The sequence below is a fragment of the Pseudalkalibacillus sp. Hm43 genome (genome assembly GCF_051842935.1).
GTDB lineage: Bacteria > Bacillota > Bacilli > Bacillales > Fictibacillaceae > Pseudalkalibacillus.
In genome coordinates this window covers 160,436-184,278 of record NZ_JBPXRR010000001.1, presented here as the reverse complement: position 1 = coordinate 184,278, position 23,843 = coordinate 160,436, and the positions used below count along the sequence as shown (strand labels likewise).

General features: G+C 44.9%; 26 protein-coding genes and 1 other annotated feature. Of the genes, 7 read left to right on the top strand and 19 right to left on the bottom strand.

The features are described 5' to 3' along the window. Positions 1–126: 126 nt before the first annotated feature. On the bottom strand, positions 127–972 hold the full coding sequence (locus ACSVDE_RS01000; RefSeq protein WP_439301908.1) for a sensor histidine kinase: 846 nt from the start codon (positions 970–972) through the stop codon (positions 127–129). A 541-nt stretch (positions 973–1,513) separates the two neighbouring features. Then, entirely contained in the window at positions 1,514–2,248 is a 735-nt protein-coding gene (locus ACSVDE_RS00995) for a response regulator (protein WP_439299098.1), read from the bottom strand. A gap of 192 nt (positions 2,249–2,440) precedes the next feature. Here ACSVDE_RS00995 and ACSVDE_RS00990 point away from each other — a divergent pair, with 192 nt between their 5' ends. Further along, positions 2,441–2,830 (top strand): PepSY domain-containing protein, encoded by a 390-nt coding sequence (locus ACSVDE_RS00990; protein WP_439299097.1) that lies wholly within the window; start codon positions 2,441–2,443, stop codon positions 2,828–2,830. A gap of 238 nt (positions 2,831–3,068) precedes the next feature. On the opposite strand, the gene hutG is transcribed toward ACSVDE_RS00990, so the two are convergent. From hutG to hutH, 4 genes are read right to left on the bottom strand one after another with little or no spacing between them, the layout of a single operon-like run. Next, the gene (gene hutG, locus ACSVDE_RS00985; RefSeq protein WP_439299096.1) at positions 3,069–4,052 is read right to left on the bottom strand and encodes a formimidoylglutamase; all 984 of its coding nucleotides are present in this window, start codon (positions 4,050–4,052) and stop codon (positions 3,069–3,071) included. Beyond that, positions 3,997–5,271, bottom strand: coding sequence for an imidazolonepropionase (hutI, locus tag ACSVDE_RS00980; protein ID WP_439299095.1), 1,275 nt, complete (start codon positions 5,269–5,271; stop codon positions 3,997–3,999). The genes hutG and hutI overlap by 56 nt, the downstream gene beginning before the upstream one ends. Position 5,272: 1 nt before the next feature. Next, positions 5,273–6,955 (bottom strand): urocanate hydratase, encoded by a 1,683-nt coding sequence (hutU, locus tag ACSVDE_RS00975; protein WP_439299094.1) that lies wholly within the window; start codon positions 6,953–6,955, stop codon positions 5,273–5,275. A 26-nt stretch (positions 6,956–6,981) separates the two neighbouring features. Continuing rightward, a complete protein-coding gene (hutH, locus tag ACSVDE_RS00970; RefSeq protein ID WP_439299093.1) occupies positions 6,982–8,487 on the bottom strand; it encodes a histidine ammonia-lyase in 1,506 nt (501 codons plus the stop codon). 346 nt (positions 8,488–8,833) lie between these two features. Between hutH and ACSVDE_RS00965 the strand changes: the two genes are divergently transcribed. Further along, a complete protein-coding gene (locus ACSVDE_RS00965; protein WP_439299092.1) occupies positions 8,834–9,301 on the top strand; it encodes a hypothetical protein in 468 nt (155 codons plus the stop codon). Positions 9,302–9,366: 65 nt separating this feature from the next. Here ACSVDE_RS00965 and ACSVDE_RS00960 read toward each other — a convergent pair whose 3' ends face one another. The 3 genes from ACSVDE_RS00960 to ACSVDE_RS00950 all read right to left on the bottom strand — a co-directional run bounded on the left by ACSVDE_RS00960 (position 9,367) and on the right by ACSVDE_RS00950 (position 11,719). Then, the gene (locus ACSVDE_RS00960; protein ID WP_439299091.1) at positions 9,367–10,101 is read right to left on the bottom strand and encodes a C39 family peptidase; all 735 of its coding nucleotides are present in this window, start codon (positions 10,099–10,101) and stop codon (positions 9,367–9,369) included. 307 nt (positions 10,102–10,408) lie between these two features. Continuing rightward, positions 10,409–10,639, bottom strand: coding sequence for a hypothetical protein (locus ACSVDE_RS00955; protein ID WP_439299090.1), 231 nt, complete (start codon positions 10,637–10,639; stop codon positions 10,409–10,411). A 93-nt stretch (positions 10,640–10,732) separates the two neighbouring features. Further along, on the bottom strand, positions 10,733–11,719 hold the full coding sequence (locus tag ACSVDE_RS00950; RefSeq protein ID WP_439299089.1) for an aminoglycoside phosphotransferase family protein: 987 nt from the start codon (positions 11,717–11,719) through the stop codon (positions 10,733–10,735). A gap of 112 nt (positions 11,720–11,831) precedes the next feature. Here ACSVDE_RS00950 and ACSVDE_RS00945 point away from each other — a divergent pair, with 112 nt between their 5' ends. After that, on the top strand, positions 11,832–11,933 hold the full coding sequence (locus tag ACSVDE_RS00945; RefSeq protein WP_439299088.1) for a YjcZ family sporulation protein: 102 nt from the start codon (positions 11,832–11,834) through the stop codon (positions 11,931–11,933). A gap of 261 nt (positions 11,934–12,194) precedes the next feature. Here ACSVDE_RS00945 and ACSVDE_RS00940 read toward each other — a convergent pair whose 3' ends face one another. Beyond that, a complete protein-coding gene (locus ACSVDE_RS00940; protein WP_439299087.1) occupies positions 12,195–12,818 on the bottom strand; it encodes a hypothetical protein in 624 nt (207 codons plus the stop codon). Between the two features lie 181 nt (positions 12,819–12,999). Here ACSVDE_RS00940 and ACSVDE_RS00935 point away from each other — a divergent pair, with 181 nt between their 5' ends. Then, entirely contained in the window at positions 13,000–13,842 is an 843-nt protein-coding gene (locus tag ACSVDE_RS00935; RefSeq protein ID WP_439299086.1) for a CAP domain-containing protein, read from the top strand. A gap of 96 nt (positions 13,843–13,938) precedes the next feature. After that, a complete protein-coding gene (locus ACSVDE_RS00930; RefSeq protein WP_439299085.1) occupies positions 13,939–15,282 on the top strand; it encodes a DUF2254 domain-containing protein in 1,344 nt (447 codons plus the stop codon). 20 nt (positions 15,283–15,302) lie between these two features. On the opposite strand, the gene ACSVDE_RS00925 is transcribed toward ACSVDE_RS00930, so the two are convergent. Next, complete coding sequence (locus ACSVDE_RS00925; RefSeq protein WP_439299084.1) at positions 15,303–15,485, bottom strand: hypothetical protein; 183 nt, start codon at positions 15,483–15,485, stop codon at positions 15,303–15,305. A 58-nt stretch (positions 15,486–15,543) separates the two neighbouring features. On the opposite strand from ACSVDE_RS00925, the gene ACSVDE_RS00920 reads away from it, so the two are divergent. Further along, the gene (locus ACSVDE_RS00920; RefSeq protein ID WP_439299083.1) at positions 15,544–16,875 is read left to right on the top strand and encodes a DUF2254 domain-containing protein; all 1,332 of its coding nucleotides are present in this window, start codon (positions 15,544–15,546) and stop codon (positions 16,873–16,875) included. Positions 16,876–16,878: 3 nt separating this feature from the next. Here the strand turns inward: ACSVDE_RS00920 and ACSVDE_RS00915 are convergent, their stop codons facing one another. Then, positions 16,879–17,445, bottom strand: a complete 567-nt coding sequence (locus tag ACSVDE_RS00915; protein WP_439299082.1) for a peroxiredoxin family protein — start codon at positions 17,443–17,445, stop codon at positions 16,879–16,881. A gap of 174 nt (positions 17,446–17,619) precedes the next feature. Continuing rightward, positions 17,620–17,837 (top strand) — a binding site (T-box leader). A gap of 50 nt (positions 17,838–17,887) precedes the next feature. On the opposite strand from ACSVDE_RS00915, the gene proS reads away from it, so the two are divergent. Next, a complete protein-coding gene (gene proS, locus ACSVDE_RS00910; RefSeq protein WP_439299081.1) occupies positions 17,888–19,327 on the top strand; it encodes a proline--tRNA ligase in 1,440 nt (479 codons plus the stop codon). A 166-nt stretch (positions 19,328–19,493) separates the two neighbouring features. Here proS and ACSVDE_RS00905 read toward each other — a convergent pair whose 3' ends face one another. From ACSVDE_RS00905 to ACSVDE_RS00875, 7 genes are all read right to left on the bottom strand, one after another. Next, complete coding sequence (locus ACSVDE_RS00905) at positions 19,494–19,652, bottom strand: hypothetical protein (protein WP_439299080.1); 159 nt, start codon at positions 19,650–19,652, stop codon at positions 19,494–19,496. Between the two features lie 100 nt (positions 19,653–19,752). Beyond that, on the bottom strand, positions 19,753–21,048 hold the full coding sequence (locus ACSVDE_RS00900; RefSeq protein ID WP_439299079.1) for a M48 family metallopeptidase: 1,296 nt from the start codon (positions 21,046–21,048) through the stop codon (positions 19,753–19,755). A gap of 357 nt (positions 21,049–21,405) precedes the next feature. Next, complete coding sequence (locus tag ACSVDE_RS00895) at positions 21,406–21,870, bottom strand: SRPBCC family protein (protein WP_439299078.1); 465 nt, start codon at positions 21,868–21,870, stop codon at positions 21,406–21,408. Next, positions 21,854–22,213 carry a MerR family transcriptional regulator gene (locus ACSVDE_RS00890; protein ID WP_439299077.1) on the bottom strand — a complete coding sequence of 120 codons (360 nt, stop codon included), beginning with the start codon at positions 22,211–22,213 and terminating at the stop codon, positions 21,854–21,856. Before ACSVDE_RS00890 ends, ACSVDE_RS00895 begins: the two co-directional genes overlap by 17 nt. A 333-nt stretch (positions 22,214–22,546) precedes the next feature. Beyond that, positions 22,547–22,918, bottom strand: coding sequence for a VOC family protein (locus tag ACSVDE_RS00885; RefSeq protein ID WP_439299076.1), 372 nt, complete (start codon positions 22,916–22,918; stop codon positions 22,547–22,549). A 26-nt stretch (positions 22,919–22,944) separates the two neighbouring features. Continuing rightward, positions 22,945–23,424 carry a hypothetical protein gene (locus ACSVDE_RS00880; RefSeq protein ID WP_439299075.1) on the bottom strand — a complete coding sequence of 160 codons (480 nt, stop codon included), beginning with the start codon at positions 23,422–23,424 and terminating at the stop codon, positions 22,945–22,947. Positions 23,425–23,450: 26 nt separating this feature from the next. Then, positions 23,451–23,843, bottom strand: coding sequence for a DUF4181 domain-containing protein (locus ACSVDE_RS00875; protein WP_439299074.1), 393 nt, complete (start codon positions 23,841–23,843; stop codon positions 23,451–23,453).

Here is a 23,843-nt window from a genome sequence, read left to right as displayed (position 1 = left end):
ATGCCTCTGCTCAGGTCTTTTTTATGTGGAGATAGATCTAGGTTTGGGCATAATAATTTTGGTTTTGGGCACATAAATTTGGATTCTGGACAGATAATATTCGATTCTGGTCTATATTTTCACCGCTCAATTGGTCTTTTTACTCATTGGGAGTAGTACCCTGAATGTACTTCCTTCCCCAAGTTCACTTTCTAATGAAATTTCTCCACCATGTAGTTCCACGAGTTCTTTGGCAATGGCGAGTCCTAGCCCTGTGCCCCCCATTTCTCGAGAGCGACCTTTATCGACACGGTAAAATCGCTCAAAAACGCGCTCTTGATCTTCTAGAGGTATGCCAGGTCCAGAGTCTGCGATACTCATTTTTACGTGACCATCCGAGTGACGAAGTTGGATTTTGACAGTATCTCCCTCACTAGAATACCGTTGAGCATTGTCTAATAGAATGATGACGACCTGAGAAAGAAACCCTTCATCCCCTTTGACAAAAACGTGATTCTCATAATTTTCCACCAGCTCAATACCGGACTCCGAATTCCAAACATGTTGAATGGCTGCTTTACATATATCGACTAGATCGACCGTTTTGAATTGAGTTTCGATTTGCTCGGATTTCGCCAGTGTCATCAACTGATCTAGCAACCGCTTCATCCTATTATTCTCAGAATCTAGTGCAGCTATGGATGTCTCCAACACATCAGGTTGGTCCTTACCCCACCGTTTGATCAAGTTGATATACCCGTTGAATGAGGTGAGGGGTGTTCTCAGCTCATGCGATGCATTTGCTATGAAACTCTTCTCTCGTTCTAGCTGTTTTCCTAATCGGTGCAGGAGTATATTGATTGATTCCGCTAAATCGTTCAACTCCTTAGGTGTATCTGGAACAGCAATCGGTTCTTTCAAGTCCGCATATGATTTCACTTTTTTAACCGAATGAATGATTGAAAGGAGTGGTTGCAGCTTTCTTTTTGTCATCCGATAGATGATGAAGGGTGTTGTGAACACACTGATCAGGAATGTCACTAAGAAAATGTTAAAGAGCAAGATCAGAAATTCGTTTATATGATTCAGCTCGACTTCATATAGAATCGTGCCGTTCACTCCGTCCGAATTCCAAGTGAGGCGGTCTCTGTAAAACAAACCCCGGTCATCGTTCCACATATAGTGAGGGAATCCGAGGATTGAGATATCCTCCTCCACTTCCTCTTCAAACTCCTTACTCCAACCACGAGTTTTGGCCAATAAATCTCCTTCATCCGTGAGGACTTTGACGAAGTAGTTCGGGTAATCAGGGTAAAGGGTATCATCTATCGCTTGTTGGAAGGATTCTGGGTTGTTTCCGATTTGAGTCACGATCTTTTTTTCCACATTCGTGATTTCTTGCTTTGAATCTTCCATTAAAAAGTAACCGGCAAAAAGAAGGATGGTGACGGCAAGGATTAAAATCATCCCTACGACAGTAATGGCATGCCAAATCGTAAATTGGAATACGATCGAAGAGGTTTTATCCCCTTTCCTAAAAAGGTTCATCATTTGTGTCAGCCTTTATCCTTTCTTCCGAAGAACGGATCACATAGCCGATGCCTCGGACCGTATGGATGAGGGTCCTTTCATAATCGCGATCTAACTTGTTTCTTAAATATCGAATGTAAACGTCAACCACATTCGTTTCACCGATAAAGTCGTAACCCCAAGCAGCCGTGAGAATCTGTTCCCTGTTAAGCACTTCTCCTTCATGTCGAAGCAAATGGACAAGCAGGTCAAATTCTCTTTGCGTCAAATCGATGAGATTCCCTCCACGTTTAACCATTCTTTTTTTTAGATCTACAGTCAAATCCTCAATGGATAGGAGTTCCTCATCTTTATCTTGATTTCGATGGAAGGCGTTTCTCCTTAAAATGGCACGGATTCTTGCGAGCAGCTCCTCAATTTCGAACGGTTTCGTCAGGTAGTCGTCCGCTCCCGTATCCAAGCCTGCAATCTTATCACCGATGTCCTCCTTAGCAGTCAGTAAGATGATGGGCACTTGACTGGTCTTGCGGATTCTTCGGCATACTTCCAGTCCGCTAAGATGAGGGAGCATCCAGTCCAAAATGATCAGGTCGAATTTCTGTTTTTGGAAAACTTCCAAGGCATTTGCCCCATCGCCTGATACTTCTACCTCGTATCCTTCATGGTTCATCTCCAGCTGGATGAATTGTGCAACGTGGAAATCATCTTCTACAATCAGAATCTTTTCAGCAGCGCTCAAGACTCTCGCCTCCTATCACCATTCTCTACCTTCTAGTGTAACGTTTTATCCAGGTGGATGTTTGGAATTTACTCATGAGAAATGGATGAAATTTTTCTCATCAAAATCTCATTTTCTTATTCTTATTTTTTCATTTCAAATTGATAGACTTAGAAATATAACATCAACCATTCTTCAAGGAGGTATTTTGTAATGAAACGATTCAGTAAGAAAACGATGTGGATCAGCGGATTAGCTGTTCTCCTAATTGGAGGAGGAATCCTGTTCGGTACAAAAGGGATGGATGCACTCGCCAATTCCAACCAAAGCGAGTTAATGAAACAAGCGGATCTGACGGTGGAAGAAGCGGAAGAGGCAGCACTGAAAGAAGTTCCAGGTAAAGTGACAGGAAAAACGGAGATTGAAAAAGAAGACGGCAAGCTGGTCTATGAAGTAACAATCGAATCCGCAGAGGATCAAAGTGTAAAAGAAGTCGAACTGGATGCAAATTCTGGAGAAATTCTTGAAGTAGAAGCGGAAGACGATGACGATGATGATGACGAAGACGAAGATGAGTCTGAAGAGGACGATGAACAGAAATAAAGGATAGAGGAAAGAGCCTGATTGCAATCATCAGGTTCTTTTTTCAGTTTGAGCTATATTTTCTGAATCTGATCTATAATTTCTGAATCTGAGCTATAATTTTTGATTCTGGTCTATATTTTTCAATTTTTATTGGAAATACACTCATTTTTATGGGAAATACGAGCAAATTAGCTTTCACCCCATGAAAAAAGACCTGAAAGAAGGCTTCCACCCCTCACTTTCAGGTCTTTTTCTATCATTTTCGGTGCAGCATGAACGTCAGGATGACATAAGCTGCTAGTTTGGTAGTCATATTGCGGAAATCAACGGTCGGGTCGATTTCTACGATATCCATTCCTTGCACCATCGGTTCAGCAGCGAGCATTCGGATGCCTTCCAGGAGGTCATCACTCGTCATGCCCCCTGGGCCAATTGCTGGACATCCGGGCGCGAATGCCTGATCCAGCACATCCATATCGAGCGAGACATAAATGACATCGACATGCTCTTTCAGCTGAGCAACCGACTTCTGAATCAGCTCTTCAATCCCCTTTTTCCGAACATCCTTCATCGTGTAGACGGTCACACCGTGTTTTTTCCCGTATTCATGATAAGGGCGGCTGTTCGAGAAGTTTCGGATTCCAATCTGGATGAGCTGATCGCCTTGGATGATCCCTTCCTCAATCAACGCCCGGAAAGGTGTTCCATTACCGGTTCCACCGTCTTCTCGATTTCGCAAGTCATGATGGGCGTCGAACTGGATGATGCCTACCTTTTTCCTAGTCTCAGAAAAAGCCTTGATACTCGGGTAGCTGATCGAATGATCGCCCCCAAGCACAACCGGCACCAGGTCCGGCTGATCGTTCAAAACACCAGAGAATGTTTCATAGATTCGCTTGTGGCTTTCCGGAATGTCAGTCAAATGCATTTCCACATCACCGAAATCCGTGATCACCTCGTCTTGAAGATCGCATTCCTCTTCTATCGCATATGTGGAAAGCGCGGAGAACATCGACCGGATTACGCCAGGTGATTGGGACGCACCAGACAAACTGATTGACGGCTTTGATAATGGTGCACCTAACAATCCGATGCCCTTCACCTTCGTTTCTCCGTCCCACTTTTTCACGATTTCATGCGCTTTGACGACTTCTGAATCCTTGAATCCTGCTTCGCCTGCTGGTTTAAGATACGGTAACGTTGCCAACCCGCTCTCCCCTTTCAAAAAGGGTTTTTCCATTCTTGATGACAGTCCGGACATGGTTCACACCGTAATGATACGGAATGTACAAGTAGTTCGGCGCGTCCCATACGAGAAGATCTGCCTGGCGACCTTCGCTGATTTTTCCAGCCCGCTCTCCACATCCAATCGCATAGGCTGAATTGACCGTAACCGCGTTCCAGATTTCTTCCGGTGTCATCCGCAATTTAAGCGCCGCGAGGTTCATGATCAACTGCAAGTTTTCCGTCGGACAGCTGCCCGGATTGAAGTCGGTAGCCAGTGCAACGGCCGCATTGCCCTCAATCATCTCTCGCGCCTTCGCAAATTCGTTTTTATTCAGGTAAAACGTCGTTCCTGGTAAAAGCACAGCGATCGTGTTCGTTTCACCGAGCTGACGGATGCCTTCTTCAGATGCTCCGACCAGGTGATCGGCGGAGATCGCTCCGACCTCACACGCCATTTCCGTTCCTCCGAGTGGGTCGATTTCATCCGCATGAATCTTGACGTCGAAGCCCATCTCTTTCGCTTTTTTCAAATAGGCTCGAGATTCTTCAACCGTAAACACACCGGTCTCGCAGAAAATATCGACGAATTCCGCCAAGTCTTCTTCTTTAACGGTTTCCATCAGCTTCACCATCTCATCTAAAAATGCCTGGGATCGGCCTTTGTATTCGTTCGGTATCGCATGCGCACCAAGGTAAGTCGATACGATATCTGCGTTCTTCGTTTCACGTAAGCGTTTGATGACGCGCAGCTGCTTCAGCTCTGTATCGGCGTCCAACCCATATCCGCTCTTCGCTTCCATCGTCGTGATGCCATAGCTCAGCATGCGCTCGAGGTGGAAGGACGCTTTTTCATACAGCGCCTCTTCATCCGCTTCACGCGTCGCCTGGACCGTCGACAAGATTCCGCCGCCTTGTTTTAAAATTTCAAGATACGGAACGCCTTGTTGTTTCAAAGCGAGCTCATGTTCACGCGATCCGCCAAAAACGAGATGCGTGTGCGGATCGACGAGTCCCGGTGTGACGAGTTTCCCTTCACAGTCGATGACTTCATGAGCATCAATGGAATGCGCATCGTCTTTCGGTCCTACATAGACGACTTTTCCGTCCGCTACAGCGACCACAGCATCTTCTACCAAGCCGATTTCTTTCATCGCTTCGCCTTTTCGAATGCCTTCTGAACCGTCCATCGTCAGTAATTGTCCGATATTTTTCAGTAGTAGATCTGCTTTCATATTACTTGCCACTCCTTTCGCTGACACTTTCCATTTCAAGCATCGGAATGCGGACTCCTTTTTCTTTAGCTGTGTCGATTGCCAGTTCATACCCCGCATCCGCATGTCGTGCTACGCCCATTCCCGGGTCAGATGCCAGAACACGCTCCAAACGTGCTGCCGCTTTCTTCGTACCATCCGCGACAATGACCATACCCGCATGCTGCGAGTAACCCATGCCGACACCGCCACCGTGATGGACGGATACCCAGCTTGCACCGTTGACCCCATTGATCATCGCGTTCAAGATTGGCCAGTCACTAATCGCGTCACTGCCATCCTTCATCGCTTCCGTCTCGCGATTCGGTGACGCGACGGAACCACAATCGAGATGATCACGCCCGATGACGATCGGTGCACTCACTTTTCCACTCTCAACCATGTCATTGATGATTTTTCCAAGTTTCGCGCGATCTCCGTAACCGAGCCAGCAAATACGTGACGGCAGCCCTTGGAAGGCAACTTTCTCCTGAGCCATCTTGATCCACTTGCACAAGTGCTCATCATGAGCGAACTCCTTCAGGATGACTTCATCAATCGCGTAAATGTCTTCTGGGTTTCCTGATAACGCCGCCCAGCGAAATGGTCCTTTTCCTTCACAGAACATCGGTCGGATGAACGCTGGAACGAACCCAGGGAAGGCGAACGCATCCTCGAAGCCTTCATCTTTCGCGACCTGTCGGATGTTGTTTCCGTAGTCGAACACGACCGCTCCTGCTTTCTGTAAGTCGACCATCGCTTCCACGTGCTGCTTGATGCTCGCTTTTGATTTCGCGATATAAGTATCCGCATCCCGCTTTCTCAGTTCTGCACCCTCTTCTAATGTAAAACCGATCGGCAAGTAGCCGTTCAACACATCATGAGAGGATGTCTGATCCGTGACGAGATGAGGGATTTCTTGACGTTTCACGAGTTCCGGTAAAATTTCAGCCGCGTTCCCGAGTAGGGCGATCGACAACGGTTCCTTCTTCTCCATCGCCTCTTTTGCAAGTTTCAAAGCCTCGTCGAGAGAATCCGCTTTCGTATCACAATAACGCGTTTCAATCCGGCGCTGGATGCGGTGCGGGTCACACTCGATTGCAATGACGACACCGCCGTTCATCGTGACAGCCAGTGGTTGCGCGCCTCCCATTCCGCCTAGACCAGCTGTGACCGTCAATGTACCGGCGAGTGTTCCACCGAAATGTTTACGCGCCGCCTCTGCGAACGTTTCGTACGTTCCCTGAAGGATGCCCTGCGTTCCAATGTAAATCCAGCTTCCTGCCGTCATCTGACCGTACATCATCAAGCCTTTTTTCTCGAGTTCACGGAACGTCTCCCAGTTCGACCATGCCGGTACGAGGTTCGAGTTGGCAATCAATACCCGTGGTGCATTTTCGTGTGACTTGAAGATCGCGACTGGCTTTCCGGATTGGACCATCAACGTTTCATCGTTTTCGAGCGTTTTTAATGATTCAACGATTGCATCAAAGCTTTCCCAGTTACGGGCTGCTTTTCCGATTCCGCCGTAAACGACCAGTTCATCCGGGTTTTCTGCAACCTCCGGATCGAGATTGTTCATTAGCATCCGTAAGGCCGCTTCCTGGACCCAGCCTTTCGTATTCAATTCCGTTCCTCTAGGCGCTTGAATTTTCTTCATGTTCATTCCTCCACTTCTCGTTTCATATTTTTTTATTGGGTGATGAGTATGCCATTCCAATGGTCCTCTTTTAGTGCGTTGGACAATCGTTCGATATCTTTGGAGAAGACGCGGTCACCAGTGATGCTCGGGGCGACTTTTCTGCCATGGTCGTAAGCTTTTCGCGTCCGTGGTGCCATCTTCTCTACGTCACGGAACTCGACTGCCTGCATCGCACAGAACAACTCGATCGCCAGCACATTCCTCGTGTTTTGGATGATCTGATAGGCGTGTCTTGATCCGATCGTCCCCATGCTCACATGATCTTCCTGGTTCGCAGACGATGGAATCGAGTCGACCGAAGCCGGATGAGCAAGTGTTTTGTTCTCGGAAACGAGTGATGCTGCAGAATATTGTAAAATCATCGCTCCGGATTCGACACCAGGATTTGCCGATAAAAACGCAGGCAAATCACTCAGCTGCGGATTGACCATCCGCTCGATTCTTCTTTCCGAAATGTTCGCAAGCTCCGCCATCGCAATTCCAAGAAAGTCCATCGCTAGCGCAATCGGCTGACCGTGGAAGTTCCCTCCTGAGATGACCTTCCTTCCATAATCGAAAATGAGCGGATTGTCGGTCGCTGCATTGATTTCGATCTCAAGTTTTTCTTTTACATAATTGAGGGTTTGCCAGCTAGCACCGTGTACTTGCGGGATACAGCGCAAGGAGTAAGCATCCTGTACGCGGACCTCTCCTTGTTCAGTGATGAGACCGCTTTGTTTGATGTACATGCGAATCCGTTGTGCTACACCGACTTGTTCCGGATACCCCCGTGCAAAATGGATGTCTTCATCAAACGCATCCGAGATGCCTCGCAACCCTTCGAGCGTCAAAGCAGAAATGAGCTCACTCTGATAAGCGAGTTTTTCCGCCTCCAAATAAGAGATAACGCCCATTGCTGTCATCGCCTGGGTGCCGTTGATGAGCGCGAGCCCTTCCTTCGCACTCAGTACGATCGGCTTCAGATCTTCCTTTTGTAAGGCTTCGCCACCAGCCATCTGCTCTCCTTGATAGTAAGCTTCTCCTTCTCCGATCAAGACAAGTGCGAGATGGGACAACGGGGCAAGATCACCGCTTGCACCTAGTGAACCTTGCTTCGGTACGATCGGATGGATCCTTTTATTGAGGCAATCGATCAACAGTTGGATGACCTCGACCCGGACGCCTGAGAAACCTTTCAACAATGCGTTCACCCGTAAAAGCAGCATCGCCCGGCTGACGATTTCAGGGAAAGGCTCCCCGACACCGCAAGCGTGGCTCCGTATCAAGTTGAGCTGGAGTTCTTCCACTTCTGTCGGCGCAATCCATACATCGCTCATTTTTCCAAAACCAGTCGTAATGCCATAGACCACCTGATGATCATCTACGATCTTTTCAACAGATTTCCGACTCACCTTCACGTTTTCCAGACTCTCTGCGGATGCCTGGACTTCTTCCCCTTCATAAAGGACATGATAGAGATCTTTCAAAGTGAGCGTATTCCCTGTAAGTGTAATCATTTATGATGTTCCCCCTTCCTAATGCACTACCAATTTAGCGAGATAAAATCGCATTAAAAAAGCCGCTGTCCCGATTGATTCAACCGGACAACGGCTCGCTTTCGATTCTATGCAATTGATGAAAATGCAAAAATAAATCTCGCATTTTGGTCAACTTCTTTCATAATTTTCTTAATTCTCTAATAGTATTTTTAGTGTAAACCTTCTTTTGAACTTTTGTCAATGACGATTCAAAAAAGGACAAGCTGTCACTGAACTCTATTAATCTTTCATTTGCATGTATAAAAGGCCGTTGATGTGGACATTCTGTTGATACTTATCATTCGAAATTGAGGGGGAAACGGAAATGATTGAAACTCAACGATTACTGGTTCAATGTACGATGTTACGCCAGCCTACCATTCATGAATCTGCTGCTGACTTTTTTGTCGGATTTGATATCGACCATACACCTTACTTGTTTTTACCGACGGCACACGGTGTGCTGGAGGATCATGAGCTGTACGCAGTACCGATCTTGATGAGGAAAAAAGATGCCCGCATGTACTTGTTGGACGATACGATTTTAGCAGTGGATCTCAAGGATTTCGATGAGTTTCATTGTGACTTATCCTACTACTTCGGACCGGAATACAACATGCTGAAGAAATACTTGAAAAGCACTGAATATCGCTCCTATGTGATGTGGAGTAACGGCATCCGCCAGGATCAGATCAATGAACTGTTGGATTCGTACGCATCGGCTGATACGGAAGAAGCGAAGCAGACCATCCGCCAACAACTGTCCCGTTTTAGTGGACGAGTTACAGGTTGAGGTTATAACCCTGACTTGAATAGAGATAAAACAAACAGGCCAAGATTGCATCTTGGCCTGTTTTCTTATTGATAAGTGATCGCTTGGCGACCCATTTGTTCCCATCCTTTTTGGAACTGCGTTTTAGGGATTTTGTGGTTTTTGATGCCGAGTAGTGGATCATTGAAATAGACGTACGTTTCATCATAACCGGTGACGAGGACCGAATGCTCTTTATAGGTGATCTTCACTTTTCCTTGTGGCGTGTTCCACTCTTGCCAGTACTTCGGCGGCAATTGGTTGAAAGCGGTATTGTTGATCACCCAGACAGGTTTTTCGTTTTGAACATGTGTGAGCACATCTTCAAATTCAGCACCTGTCATATCGACGATTCTTCCCGGAAGGTATTTTTCTCCGAGGTCCGCGATCGGCTTATGATACACCCCAAAGCCGGGTTTGCTTTTATCGTACATATTTCCAACGAAACCGACATTCGGATTCCCGAAGTGAACCACTCCATTTTTCCTTTGAAAAGGTGTGGGATCTTTCTTCACTTCTTTCGCCAACGTCATTTTACTCACTTTGACACCAGCGTGTTGAAGCAACATGGAAAGACTGGTCACTTCACAACCTCTTGGCAGTTCGGGCAATTGATTGATCAATGGAACATCGAGTTTGATTTCCTTTTTGATCTCCGGATTCACCCGCTGCGCTTGACTGACAACTGAAGAAGATTGCAACGACTTTTGTGAAATCGTGACTGCATTGTTACATCCTGCTACAAGAACTGCACATACCAACACAGAAGAAATTTTCTTCATTATCATACCCCGTTTTTGTGGGATGTATGTTTAGCGTCTCCGTTAACGACTGAGTGAAGTCGTATGAGTATTTGGCAATCATCCCAACAATCCCTATTTACCGTAAATATCGGCATTTTCCATCATATTTCAAGGTATGATAATAAGAAAAGTGCAAGCGCCCTGGGCAGACTCGAAGGGCACTGGAGGTCCGACGAGGAGGCTGCAGGAGGACTGAAGTGACCGAGAGTCTGGGCGCTGAGCTAGACATCACTTCTGTGAATTTAAACTTTTCACACTCTAACTCCAATAAAAAAAACAGCCTTTTTTAGGCTGTTTCTTCATAATTGGAATTGTTCCCTCTCACTTCATTGATTCCGCTTAATGTTGTAGTCAAGCCGATTCCACCGAATACGAAGGAAAGAACATAAGGCAATATGTATACGAAAAGGGATGATTGTGTTTCAACAATGCTTGCTGATCCTACAACTGCGTCCCACCAATTAAAGCTGACAAAACTCAATGCAATCAAGATAATTCCAGTGATGATGTTCTTCATGTCGTAAAACTCCCCCTGTAAAAGTTGTATTACTTAACTATTCACATATAGGTGGAGAACAAAACATTTTTTCGGTAAAAAGGGAATTAAGTCCTAATATTGATTTCTTACTATAGTACTTTGTGGCGAGAACAACGCTGTCGGCCACATGATTTCCGTCAGTTCATCCAGTGTGCTCACAGAAGTAATATTTTGTCTTTTGAATGTCTCACGTATCATGTCGGCACCGAATTGATGGATAAACGTCATATAAATGAGTGTATTGCGCATCTCCTTCATTCGAAAGGTTCGATCATCGTAAGCGATCATGAATGCTTGCATTGCATCAATACCGCCTTTGAACAGCTCAAACCAGATCGCAGGCAGTTCCAATAGAACGCTCGAATATTTGCTATCCGCCACATCAATCAATCCACTCAACTTCCAGCTTCCATCTTCTTTGTTCAAAAAGACGTGATCTTCTGTCAGGTCTGCATGGACGACAGTTTGAGGGAACTTGGCATTCGGCTTGAACGTCTGTAAAAAGTGGGCGATTTCGCTTATAACCTCCTCGTTCAGTGCATCAAGCTTTTTTAGGTTCTTTTTTAACGTTGAAAGATGATCTTCTGAACGTAAAGACCACTCAGGGATGTCATTGTACACCCATTGAATACCATGGTATTCCTTCAATTGTGTTGCGAGTGATTTCGCGAGCTGTGTTTTCTCTTCAACCGTCAAGAGGCTTTCGACATCCCGATATGCCACACCTTCCACGACTGAGACGATTGTATACTGCCACAACTCTGGACAGCGGACTTCCCCGGCAGCGACGAGCTCTGGAAAGTATGTATGGCCAGCTTTGGCAATGTTCTTGTAAACCGAAACCTCGACTGAAAAATCATCAGGTGATAACGGGGTGTAAATTTTTAAAATGTATCGACCATCCACTTCAAAAACCGCGTGTGTTCCTGGGTGCTTCGTCAACGTGACTTCGTTGTATGGGAGCTTTTCCGTTTCCAGCACTTGTTCAATGATCGGACTCCATAAATCCAGATTGACGTACATTTTACCCCATTCAGACCATGTCTTAGGATAGATCAAGGCTTTTCCCCCTTCAAAATTCCATTAATGTCCTAATTCACTTGTCCATACATCGGCTTCTTCTCCGCATATTGTATTAGTGTGAGGCAACTCTCACTGGAGGCAAGTTTTGATGGGGGTGTTAGCATGGGTTACTCTTACGGTGCCGGATTTTGCGTTAATCGTAGTATTGTTTATCTTGCTAATAAATGTAGGTACAGCGTTTGTAAATTAAACCTATTGTACTTCCCCTATTTCATAATAGTTAATTACGAACGCTAAAATGTAATTCACTATTACCCTTCCAATCCTGTACGGACGAAAAGCCACGACTCCCCCCCAGTTGTGGCTTTTCACTTTTGAGCTATAATCAGGCATTGGTGAGAATTAAATTGAGTTTGGTCACAATTAATTCAACTTTGGTCAGAATTCCATTAAGTTTGGTCATAATTAATGCACGTTCGGTGAGAATTCCATACCACCATCACAGCCCTTCTCAGCCGTTCATCTTCCGACTGAACCATTCCGGCATTTTACCATGCTTCGATACATAATCGAGATCCTGTTGGAGCTCTGCAAGCATCAGTTTCGCATCTCGCCTCACATGGATCGCCTGGAGCTGCAATGTTTCCCGCTCTTCTTTTGTCATGAAATCATTACAAGCCCGTGTATACGCGAGATGGATCTCATGTATGTACTCTTCTATTTCGAAAACTTGCTGGACAAGCAGCAGCATTTCCATTCGGTAGCGCTGGAACTCTTCCTTTTTCAATTTCAAATGCTGTTTTGCAGCCATTACTTCGCGGTCAAGCCCTCGCTGCAATGGCTTCATCCATTCATCAAGGCGTTCTTTTTGCGCTCGAGAAAGGTGAGAACTTTCTTCCATCACATCGCCCAGCTCTTCAGTCAACTTTTGCAAATCGGTACGAAGACTCGTCAGGCTTTCACGGTCTGGCGAGTTTGCCTTTTGTTGAGCACTGACTTTCGAGAGCAGATCCTCATATTCATTCAACATCTTCTCTTTTTCTTCCTCTAAATCGCCCTGTTCCAATTTCAACTTATTCAGCTGCTCTTCATATTGTTGTTTGATCTCTTTATATTTTACCAATTCAGGATACAAAACCTTCTCCTCCTCTGACCCACTCATTATATATAGTCTTCGTAAACCGATCGCTCTTTTCGTTGCCCAGAACCATATTTATCATACACGATTTCATTTTCCAATTGTTTCCTAACCCCCACCCGATATGGCGTATAGGCGAAACGTGTTTATGTAACCAAAATTGAGGAGGTAGAAAACATTGTTTAAAAAAGTTCTCGTTACTTCTTTACTATCTGCATCCATCATTGGAGCTAGCGCTGGTGTCAGTGAAGCTTCAACTACACAAGCAGATGCACAAGTTCATGTTTACAAGCAATCTGGTCAAGTTCAAATTGACCAAGCTCAAGTCAATACATTCGTACAAAATTTCATGAAGCAAAACAATATACAGCTTGATCCTGCATTACAAGACAAGATTCAAGCGGCACTAGATCAAGCTTACGGTCAAAAAGCTGAAGAACCAAAGGCTGAAGAACCTAAAGCTGAGGAGCCGAAAGCTGAAAAGCCAGCTCCAAAGCAGGAAGAACCAAAGGCAGAACAACCTGCTCCACAGCCTGAAAAAAAACAGCCTAAAGCTCAGGAGCCAACACCAGCTCCTCAACCACAACCAAAGCAAGAACAGCAACAACCAAAAGAAACATCTTCTAATGCAGAATTCCAACTAACAGCTGATGAACAGCAAATGTTGGACCTTGTGAACCAGGAGCGTCAAAAAGCTGGTCTAGCACCATTGAAAGCAGACCCTGAGCTTACGAAGATGGCGCGTGTGAAATCACAAGATATGATCGACAACAACTATTTCAGCCATAACTCACCAACTTACGGATCTCCATTCGATATGATGGATCAGTTCGGTATTGAATACAATACTGCAGGTGAGAACATTGCAGGAAACGGCTCTGTCCAAGGTGCTCATACATCTCTTATGAACTCTGATGGTCACCGTGCGAACATCCTCGGAAGCCAATATACGAAGATTGGTATCGGTATCGTGGATGGCGGACCATACGGTAAAATGTTCACTCAAGCATTCACTGGATAATTTGAATAAATGCTATGAAAGAAGCATCGCCCATTTGGGTTGATGCTTCTTCTTTTTGGGAATAAGTAAGACTATACAAAATGAAGGATGAGTCCCATGAAAATCAATGAACTATGGATCAAATTCAGACACAGCTTCTGGTTCCTGCCATCTTTTTACGGCACGCTTGCCCTTTTGCTAGCCATTTTAAGTGTATATTTAGAGAAAAACGTACCGGTCGAACAGATTCGGGCTTATGTGCCGAACGCGCTTTTGACCGATGCGAAACTTGGTCAGACGATCTTGAACGCTATTGCCGTATCCGTTTTAACGATGACGACGATCACGTTCTCTTCCATCATGGTCGTACTGACAACGTATTCCTCTCAATTCTCCCCACGTACCCTGCAAGACTTCATCAGTGATGTTGTCACACAAAGGGTCCTTGGCGTTTTTACAGGAGCATTCATCTACTCCTTATTGATTTTATTGTTTTTGAAAGATGTCAGTGATAAGAAGCTGTTCATCGCACCGGGAATAGCAGTCGTTTGGGCGATTATCTCGCTCGGTTTTTTCGTGTTCTTCATCCACCATGTGGCCACTTGGACTCAAGTGAACAACCTCATTGATAAGATTTCGACCCGAACGCTAAAAACGATCAATGAAAGCTTTCACCTAGTGGATGATCGATCCAAATCCAAATACTTATCCGCTCATGAAGACGTTTCGCATATCGATTCAAAGGATAAAGTGCAGGTTAATGCGCCGAATGCGGGTTATTTACAGATGGTCAAACTGCCAAAAATTTTGGAAAAAGCGAAAGAGCATGATCATGTCCTCCAGGTAGAGCGCAGAATCGGTGACTACATTTTGAAAGACACTCCGCTTTTCTCGATTATAGGCGGTCGTTCTGGTGAGGAGGAAAATTATCAGGAAATCTATAAAGAAGAGTTCGTGATCGGCACCGAGCGGAATACGGTGCAGGACGTCGAGTTTGGTATACAGAAGCTGGTGGAGATCGCCCTACGTGCCATTTCACCTGGAATCAACGATCCGCATACAGCCATCAACAGCATCAACCGGATCGGGTCCATACTCGCTGAACTTGGGTCGATCCCCTTCCCTCGCCCGTACTATTATGATGAGGATGATGAGCTCCGGGTGATCATCGACATCCAGACCTACCGGGAGCTTTTATATAAAGCGTTCTATCAACTGAGACATTATGCGCGAGAGGATGTTTCCGTGTGTGCATCCACACTGTCTGTACTGCACGGCATCACCGAACGGAATGACGACCGCGCGATTCAAAAAGCGATATGGGATTTTTCGTTGTATTTCATTGACGGCATCGAGACGGATGTCCTGCTGGATTGGGACAAAGACTTCATCAACGAGAAAATCAAGCGAATTGCTGAATCCACCGGTTGTGCTGACGATTATGATAAAGTGAAATTGTGAGCGTGAGTGAGGGCTGTCCTTTAGAGAGGGCAGTCTTTTTTAATGGTAAAAAAGACCTCATTTCTAAAACCTGCTCCTGATTTTACAAGACTGGGCGAAGAATTTCTAAAACGAAGCGTTGTTTTTACAAAACAACGGCCGATTTTTACAAAACTACCCTCTATTTTTACAAAACCATCCGGTGTGCACCAGTTGAATCTCATAGAATTCGCTCTCCTGTGGAAGAATATCGCCTAAATACACCGGGGTGGCGAGTCGGCGATGTTCATGAATGCATTTTCCCGCACAATTCGAAAGAGTTTCTGGTATTTACCCGCATTTTATAGTGTTTTTTCTGTCGTTTTGGCCTACTTTTCGGTTGTAATCGATGAACGGCTCTACCGGACAAATACGCAAACTGTTTTCCCAGCCTTCATGGTGACGGATCGCGAAACGACCCAAATCATACTGAGCGCTTTGGCAACTTCAATCCTGACGATGACGGCAATCACCTTTTCATCGATCATGGTGCTGTTATCGACTTATCTATCTCAATATTCACCGCGTACCTTGAACAACTTCATCAGCGACATGGTCACGAGGCGGGTATTGGGCGTTTTCATCGGATCCTTCCTCTTCTTCGTGCTCGTGATGCTTTGGATGAACATCACCGATCAAGCCTTGTTCTTGATCGTCCCGACTTTATCCGTGTTCCTTTCCGCTGTCTGTCTCGCCTTCTTCGTTTACTTTATCCATCATGTCGGCACTTGGATCCAGGTGAGCAACCTCATTCAGGACATCACCGACAACTGCTTATCGATTTTACAAAATCAGAAAAAGGGCCGTAAACAATTGCAAACATCCATCGAATCACCATGGTCCAGCTGGGAAAATGAGGAGTACAAATTGAACGTCCATAAGACGGCTACCTCTGTTCTTCCAGGGTTCATCCAACTCCTCGACTTGGAAGCCATCGTCAAACAAGCGCACAAGGATGATCTGCTCATCCACATGGAAAAGAAGATTGGTGATTACGTAGATGAAGGGACGCCTCTATTCCAATACTGGTCGCTAGGTGATCGTCCGCATGATGAAAAAGACTACCTCAAGCACATACGGATCGGGGAACAAAGGTCGTCGGAGCAAGATATTGAATTCGGCATCCAAAAGCTGACCGAGATTGCAGTCCGTGCCGTTTCTCCTGGCATCAACGACCCTCAGACGGCGATCAACTGTATCCAACGACTCGGAAAAGTGCTCTCCCGTCTAGCGGAGGAATCGGTAGATGAACCGTACATTTATGACCAGGATCAGAATTTGCGGATCGTGCTGCAAACTTCTACTTTCTCTCATATCCTGTACAAAACCTTCTATCAGATCCGGTTCTATGCCCGTCAGGATGTCTCGGTTTTGGCTGCAGTCTTTGAAGCGCTCACGTTAATTGCAGAAAAAAGCCAAACCTCTCTGCAGGAAAAGGTTTGGCAGTTCGCAAAATCCGTCGTAGAAGGCATCGATCGGTCCGCTATGATTGATATGGACTACCTGTACCTGAATGAAAAACTTGATGAGATCGCCAAGAACACAGGACATTTGAAAGAGAAGTACCACCTCTGACGATCACTGTTTCTTCAAATGCTGTTCCAGCTGATCGAGTTGGACCGGCCCCATGATTTTGTTTTGGATCCTGCCGTCTGGTCCGATGATGAACGTGGTCGGAATCATCACGATCTGGTACGTTTCCCCCACGATACCTTCTTTATCCAGCGGGATGGTGAAAGGAATCTCAAACTCCTTCGCAAACAACGCGACCTGCTCGAGGTTTTCTTCTTCTGAACTTAAGTTTACGGCGAGCACGACAATGCCCTCTTTTTCATATAGATGATGCAAGTTGATCAGCTCCGGAATCTCTTTTTTACAATAAGAGCACCAGGTTGTCCAGAAGTTGAGGACGACGGTTTTCCCTTTCAAATCTGAGAGTTGGACATCTTCACCGGATAACGCCTGCAGCTTGAAGTCAGGTGCTGGCTTTCCAATCTGGGCGATAGCCGGGACGGCTTGGGAGGATGCTTTCAACGCTTCGACTTGCAGTTGAGATTGCTCCGTGATACTTGGCACTCTCCATGCCAGGATTCCAAGGCTTATGAATAATCCAATCAGAATGGCGAATTTCACTCGTCTTTTCACTTTTTCACCTCAAATCAAATCCATTACTATACTATAAGTAGGAATGGGCGAAAAAATGAACAAGCTCACAAAGTTTTTTGGAAAAGTTCCTGAACGTGTAAAAATAGCCATTCATGGTTATGCTGTAGATATTCTCTTGACATTTTACAAGAACAGGCTTATATTACTATCAAAACTGAAGCGATGAAGAGGACTAGTAAGATGTTCCGGTCATTTTTAGAGAGGAATCCAGTTGCTGAAAGGCTTCCATTGATCCGCATTTGAACCTGCCTCCGAGTTCTGTATCGACTGAAGATACAGCGGTGTGAAAACCGTTATCCTGTTGAGTGTTTAAGGCATGTTTGATGTGCTTTACGAATGTAGGGTGGTACCGCCAAGTCTTGGTCCCTTTTGGGGCTAAGGCTTTTTTTGTTTTTATCAATTTTTTTACTATAAAAATGAGGTGATGAAAATGGGTAAGGGATTTGTCCAAGATGTAACCGCTATGGAGGAAGATTTCGCCCAGTGGTATACGGATGTCGTCAAGAAAGCAGACTTGATCGACTATTCGAGTGTCCGAGGGTCGATGATCATCCGCCCATACGGATACGCGATTTGGGAAAACATCAAAAACGAGCTCGACTCCATGATCAAAGAAACCGGTCATGAAAACGTGTATATGCCGCTCTTCATCCCTGAAAGTCTCTTACAACGGGAAAAAGACCATATCGAAGGCTTTGCGCCAGAAGTTGCCTGGGTCACGCATGGCGGTGAAGAAGAATTGACGGAACGCCTTTGTGTTCGCCCTACGTCGGAAATTCTCTTCTGTGAACATTATAAAAACATCATCCACTCGTACCGCGATCTGCCGAAGCTCTATAACCAATGGGCAAATGTCGTGCGTTGGGAAAAAACGACTCGTCCGTTCCTTCGTACCCTGGAGTTTCTCTGGCAGGAGGGGCATACGTGCCATGTAGATGCGGAAGACGCTCAAGAAGAGACGACGAGAATGTTGAATGTGTACGCATCTTTATGTGAAGACATCCTCGCGATTCCGGTCATCAAAGGGAAAAAGACGGAAAAGGAAAAGTTCGCTGGAGCTGATTTTACCTACACGATTGAAAGTCTCATGCATGACGGTAAAGCGCTACAATCCGGGACTTCCCACTACCTAGGTGACGGATTCGCAAAAGCGTTCGGTATCCAATATTCCGATCAGAATGGGGACCTTCAATATGTCCATCAGACGTCTTGGGGTCTGACAACACGGATTATTGGAGCGATGATCATGGTTCATGGAGACAACCGAGGTTTGGTCGTTCCACCAAAGGTTGCCCCGACTCAAGTGATGATTGTGCCGATTGCACAGCATAAAGAAGGTGTCCTGGACTTCGCATATGACCTGAAGGATCAGTTGTCAGCTTCCATTCGTGTCGGCATTGATGCGAGTGATAAGAAGCCGGGCTGGAAGTTCAATGAATATGAAATGAAGGGCATCCCATTGCGCCTTGAAGTCGGACCGAAAGACATCGAGAAGGAACAAGTGGTACTTGTCCGACGGGATACTGGAGAAAAGCTTTTCACACCTTTAAAAGATCTTGAAGGAACCATTGCACAGCTGCTGGACGAGATTCAAGACAATCTGTTGCGAAAAGCACAACAGTTGCGAGAGGATCGCACGTCCGTCGCGCTTACATTCAGCGAATTTGAAGGTCAGCTCGAGAATCAGCCTGGATTCATCAAGGCAATGTGGTGCGGCAAGACGTCTTGTGAGGAACAGATTAAAGAGAAGACGTCCGCAACGTCTCGCTGCATCCCATTCGAGCAGGAATCAATATCTGAAGAATGCATCTGTTGTGGTGAAAAAGCTGAGCACATGGTGTACTGGGCAAAAGCGTATTGAGTAGAATAAATCTGAGTTTGGGTAGAAATATTCAGAATTTGGATAGAATAATTCCGAGTTGAGGCAGAATTATTCTTACTTTGGTCAGAATAAATTACAGATCCAGCAGAATGTTCATTTCCATTCAAAAAGGCACCCGCTCAGGGTGCCTTCCTTATTGATTATTTTAAAACATCGGCAATATATAGTTGATGAGGAAATACAAAATTCCGAAAAAGATGATTAAGTAAGCTGCGTACTTGATGAAGGTTGAAGCCACCATGCTGGAATCTTTTCGTTTCTCAACCTTTCTTTCTCTTACATCCATTTCATCATGACGATCCATAGGATCACCCCTCTCATCATGTTCTTGTAAATGGATATTCCCTTCTTTCCGAAGCGGAAAACATCGCTCATTTACACACACTTATGAGAGGTTTCGGTAGCTATTTTTCCTCCTCATCCACTTCCTGATCGTTTGTAATTGTCCGCTCCCACTGGTCCAAGAATGTGATTCGTTCGAGCATCGTCGGATGACCGTACAAGAATAATTTTACGAGGAAAGGTGGATGCACTTCACTCAAGCCAGAAACAGCTAACTGTTGGAACGATCCTACTGCCGCTTCAGGGTCCTGCGTCATTTCAATCGCATATTGATCAGCAGAGTGTTCCGCATTCCTCGAAATCGCGTTCTCGACTGGACTTGCCATGAAAGACAACACCGAAAACACGAGTAAAAGTGCCGGAAGAGAAGCAATATCCGTCGGTTTTTCCACGCCCCAATGGTGACCCCAACGCCTGATCATTGCGACGAAAAGCTTTGAACCGATCCATAATCCGAGGAACGTGGATACGATGGATCCGATCAGATTCCAATACAGATGGTTCTTAACAAAGTGTCCCATTTCGTGGGCCATGACGAACAGCACTTCTTGATCACTCAACTTCTGTAACGTCGTATCCCATAGGACGATTCTGAGGTTGGACCCGATCCCGTTCACATACGCATTCAACGCATTCGTTTTCTCTGACATGTTCACTTCGTAAACCCTGTCCGCTGAGATGTCAGCTCGATCAGCGAGCGATAGGATTTTATCTTCGAGCGCTTTGTCTTCTAATCGGTAAAAGTCGTTGTACAGTGGATCGATCCAGATCGGCTGGATAAAGTAGATGAATAATGTGAAAGGAACGGATAAGAGAAATCCGTACACCCACCATCTTTTTTCCGACTTGTTCATGAGCCAGTACAACGCCTGGACGATGATGAATAAGAACATCGTATTGATCCAGAACGAAATCACCTTATCCCTCATCCAATCGGAAAAAGGCTGAACCGAAATTTCATAATCGAGTGAAACGGTATAACTATAATAGTCGATCGGCAAGGTCAAAATGAAAGCCATCAAGGAAAGCAGCACGACATAAAGTGCGTTATGGACGATGGAGAATCGCGTGATTTCCGTAGCACGGTTCCGGAACCATTTCGATAAGCCGAATCCCAATACCGCAATATAGATCACCCATTCAAACGGGATCGACAAGAAGTACAGCCATTGCTTGATTCGTGAGAAATCGTGACTCAATTCCAACTGCCGTTCAGACATGAAAACCGCTGGATCCGCTTCTGTCCCCTGATACTGTGCAGGAATGGATGTGTCCGCACCTACAAACAAGTACCATGAAATCAAGACTCCGTACAATAAGAATGCCGTGCCGATCCAGATCGATTTTTTCTTCTTCATCTATTCACCCCTCTCGGATTTGTCCATTATTATTGTAGTGACCTTTGTCCACGTTTAGAACAAGCAGTGAATCTCTTGCTTGGAAAATTTCAGCTAATTGGAGCACAGTCTGACTGTTTTTCAGGAGAAGAGCACATTTTTGAGTATTTCCCATAAAAATCGGGTTGTTTCCAATAAAAATGAAAAAATATAGCTCAGTTTTTGGATTTTCCCATAAAAATGAGAAATTATAGACCAGATTCAGGATTTATAGACCAGATTTCAAAATTATAATCCAAACTCCTTTTCGATCACCATAGCGAAAAGGGGCTGAAATCAATAGGACGTTCTAACTGCCCTTTGATTCAGCCCCTGATGTTAACTGGCGTCGCGTTCTTTAATGGCCTCTTCTTCTACCCGGTCCATGAAGTCTGTAACGACTTTCTGGTTACTCTTCTTCCCGCCGAGCTTCAGTAACGTTTTGCCTAAGAAGTTGAGCCCCTCGTTTTGTCCTTGATAGATGAATCTTGTTTCGTTTTCACTTACTTTTTCCAATGTGAAGGAGGCTTCGATTTCAAATGCCTTCGCGAGTGTAAAACCGATTTTGTTATGTTTCTTTTCAGGCGTGTTCTCGTATTCAAGGTCCTCGACGATATACGTTTCGATACGTTTGCCTTCCTTGTACTTTTGTTGATACGTGGTACCGACCACACCATCTTTCTTTTCCAATACCTTCGTCTCTACGACGTTCGGCATGATCCGGCTCAAGTTATCGATTTCAAACAAGTGCCAAATCACCTCGATATTGACGGGTATCATTCGTTCTTCATACCATTGGATCATGTTCTTCATCTCCTATTCCCAATTCAAAAAACTCGTCCATTTCCTCAATGACGGTTTGTAAGCGCTGGACTTCCTGCACTAGATTCTCTCTTTTTTCACGGATGAGCGTCTCTAAGTTCTCGAATGATTCATCATTCACGACTTCCAGCATCTCCTGGATCGTGAAATTGAATTTCCGCAGATACACCAATAACCTCGCAACTAGATAGGATCCATTATCATAATAGCGGTATTTGTTGCGCGGATCGATGTACACCGGTTCAAGAAGCTGGATCTCCGCATAATATCGCAGTGTTTCCTTGCTTAACCCAGTCATTTTGGAAAATTCACTAACCTTATACATGATTGCCACCTCACAATTCATCTTAAACGATGTGGTGCACCACAAGGTCAATAACATTCTTTATCTTTGTCTAATTCTTTCTTCGGAATGCATGATTGGTATGAGGTAACACTGCTTTTAACTGTAAAAAAAGCAATTGTCTGATCAGACAATTGCTTTCGTATAGAGCTTACTGTCTTCCCCTTTTGACCAATAGCACAGCTTGCATGATGAAGAAAGCCGCCGCTATAAAATAACAAATAGGCGTCAGCCATGAATTGTCGTCACTTAAGTACCCGGTCACCATAAACAAGATTCCCAGGATTAAATACAAATAATTTTTCATCTACTACCTTATCTGTGCTGATCGACGAGAATAGGATTTCCATCTGGATCTTCTATCGTGAAGCTTGCTGGTCCTTCAGTCGTTTCATCTGCACCTGAAAGGATTTCAATCCCTTGCTCTTTCAACTGTTTTTGAAGATCTCGAACATCTGTGAAAGAATCCAGATTCTCTGCATTCTCATTCCATCCAGGGTTGAACGTTAAAATGTTCTTTTCAAACATACCCTGGAAAAGCCCAATTACACAGCTTTCATTTTTCATGATAAGCCAGTTCTGATCGAGATCTCCTCCAAACGCTTCAAAGCCAAGTTTCTCATAAAACGCTTTCGATTTGTGAATGTCCTTTACATTTAAACTTACAGAAAAAGCACCTAGTTTCATATCATTTCCTCCTTAAATTAATTAAACTAAAATAGTTGGCTCCCTATTTGGGAAGGAACAGTGTTTGTAATCCTTACCTCAATGACTGGACTTGCCAAGATAGTAATGGATTGAGCTCCGAGTTTTAACACAAGTGCGGTTAAATATTCGCTACCCTCATTCCTGAAGCCATGCCCGCTCACTTTTTCTACTTTATCTGGTTCACACCAATATGTAGAAGCTATTACATCATGTTTTTGGTAAGGACGGTTAATCTTTTCATAATTTAGAGGATGGGGTGTATATTGCTCCGTACATTTCAAAATGTGATCACCTAACGTGTCCTCTTCCCACTCAAGTTTCCAGTATTGAACTTCTGATGAATTCGGTTTTCTAAACTGTAAAAGAGGTTCGACGCAATACAAATGTGTCTCATTAGATTTTTGAAAAGTATCAAGCCTATTTCCATAAATACCTCCCAACAACCATCCTTCCACGGACCTCAATCTTATCCAAACGTCATCCACTCTCACTCTACCTCCCTCATCACCGGTCACTCATATTCCCCTACAAAAAAGATGATAAATGTGACCAGCATGACAAAGGATGCGAGCCAGTTATGATAATACCTCTTCTCATCACGCCTCGTTAGACGTTCTTCAATGCCTTGATTCAGATTCTGTAGAAAAAACAGTCCAAACATCGGACTCATCCGGATCACTGGAGAGATCAAGTGCGAGTTCGCCCCCGTATTAAGATGCCACATACTACCAATGAACAGAATGAGGATGAGACCATCAATCCATACAGCCAGTTTGTTTCTCTCATCCGAAAACATCCATCGACCTTCTAATTTGATCCCTAAATATCTTTTAAAATAATACTCGCTCATCAAAATATAGATTGCGAATACGAGCACTAATAGGACAATCGTTGAAGTTTCCAC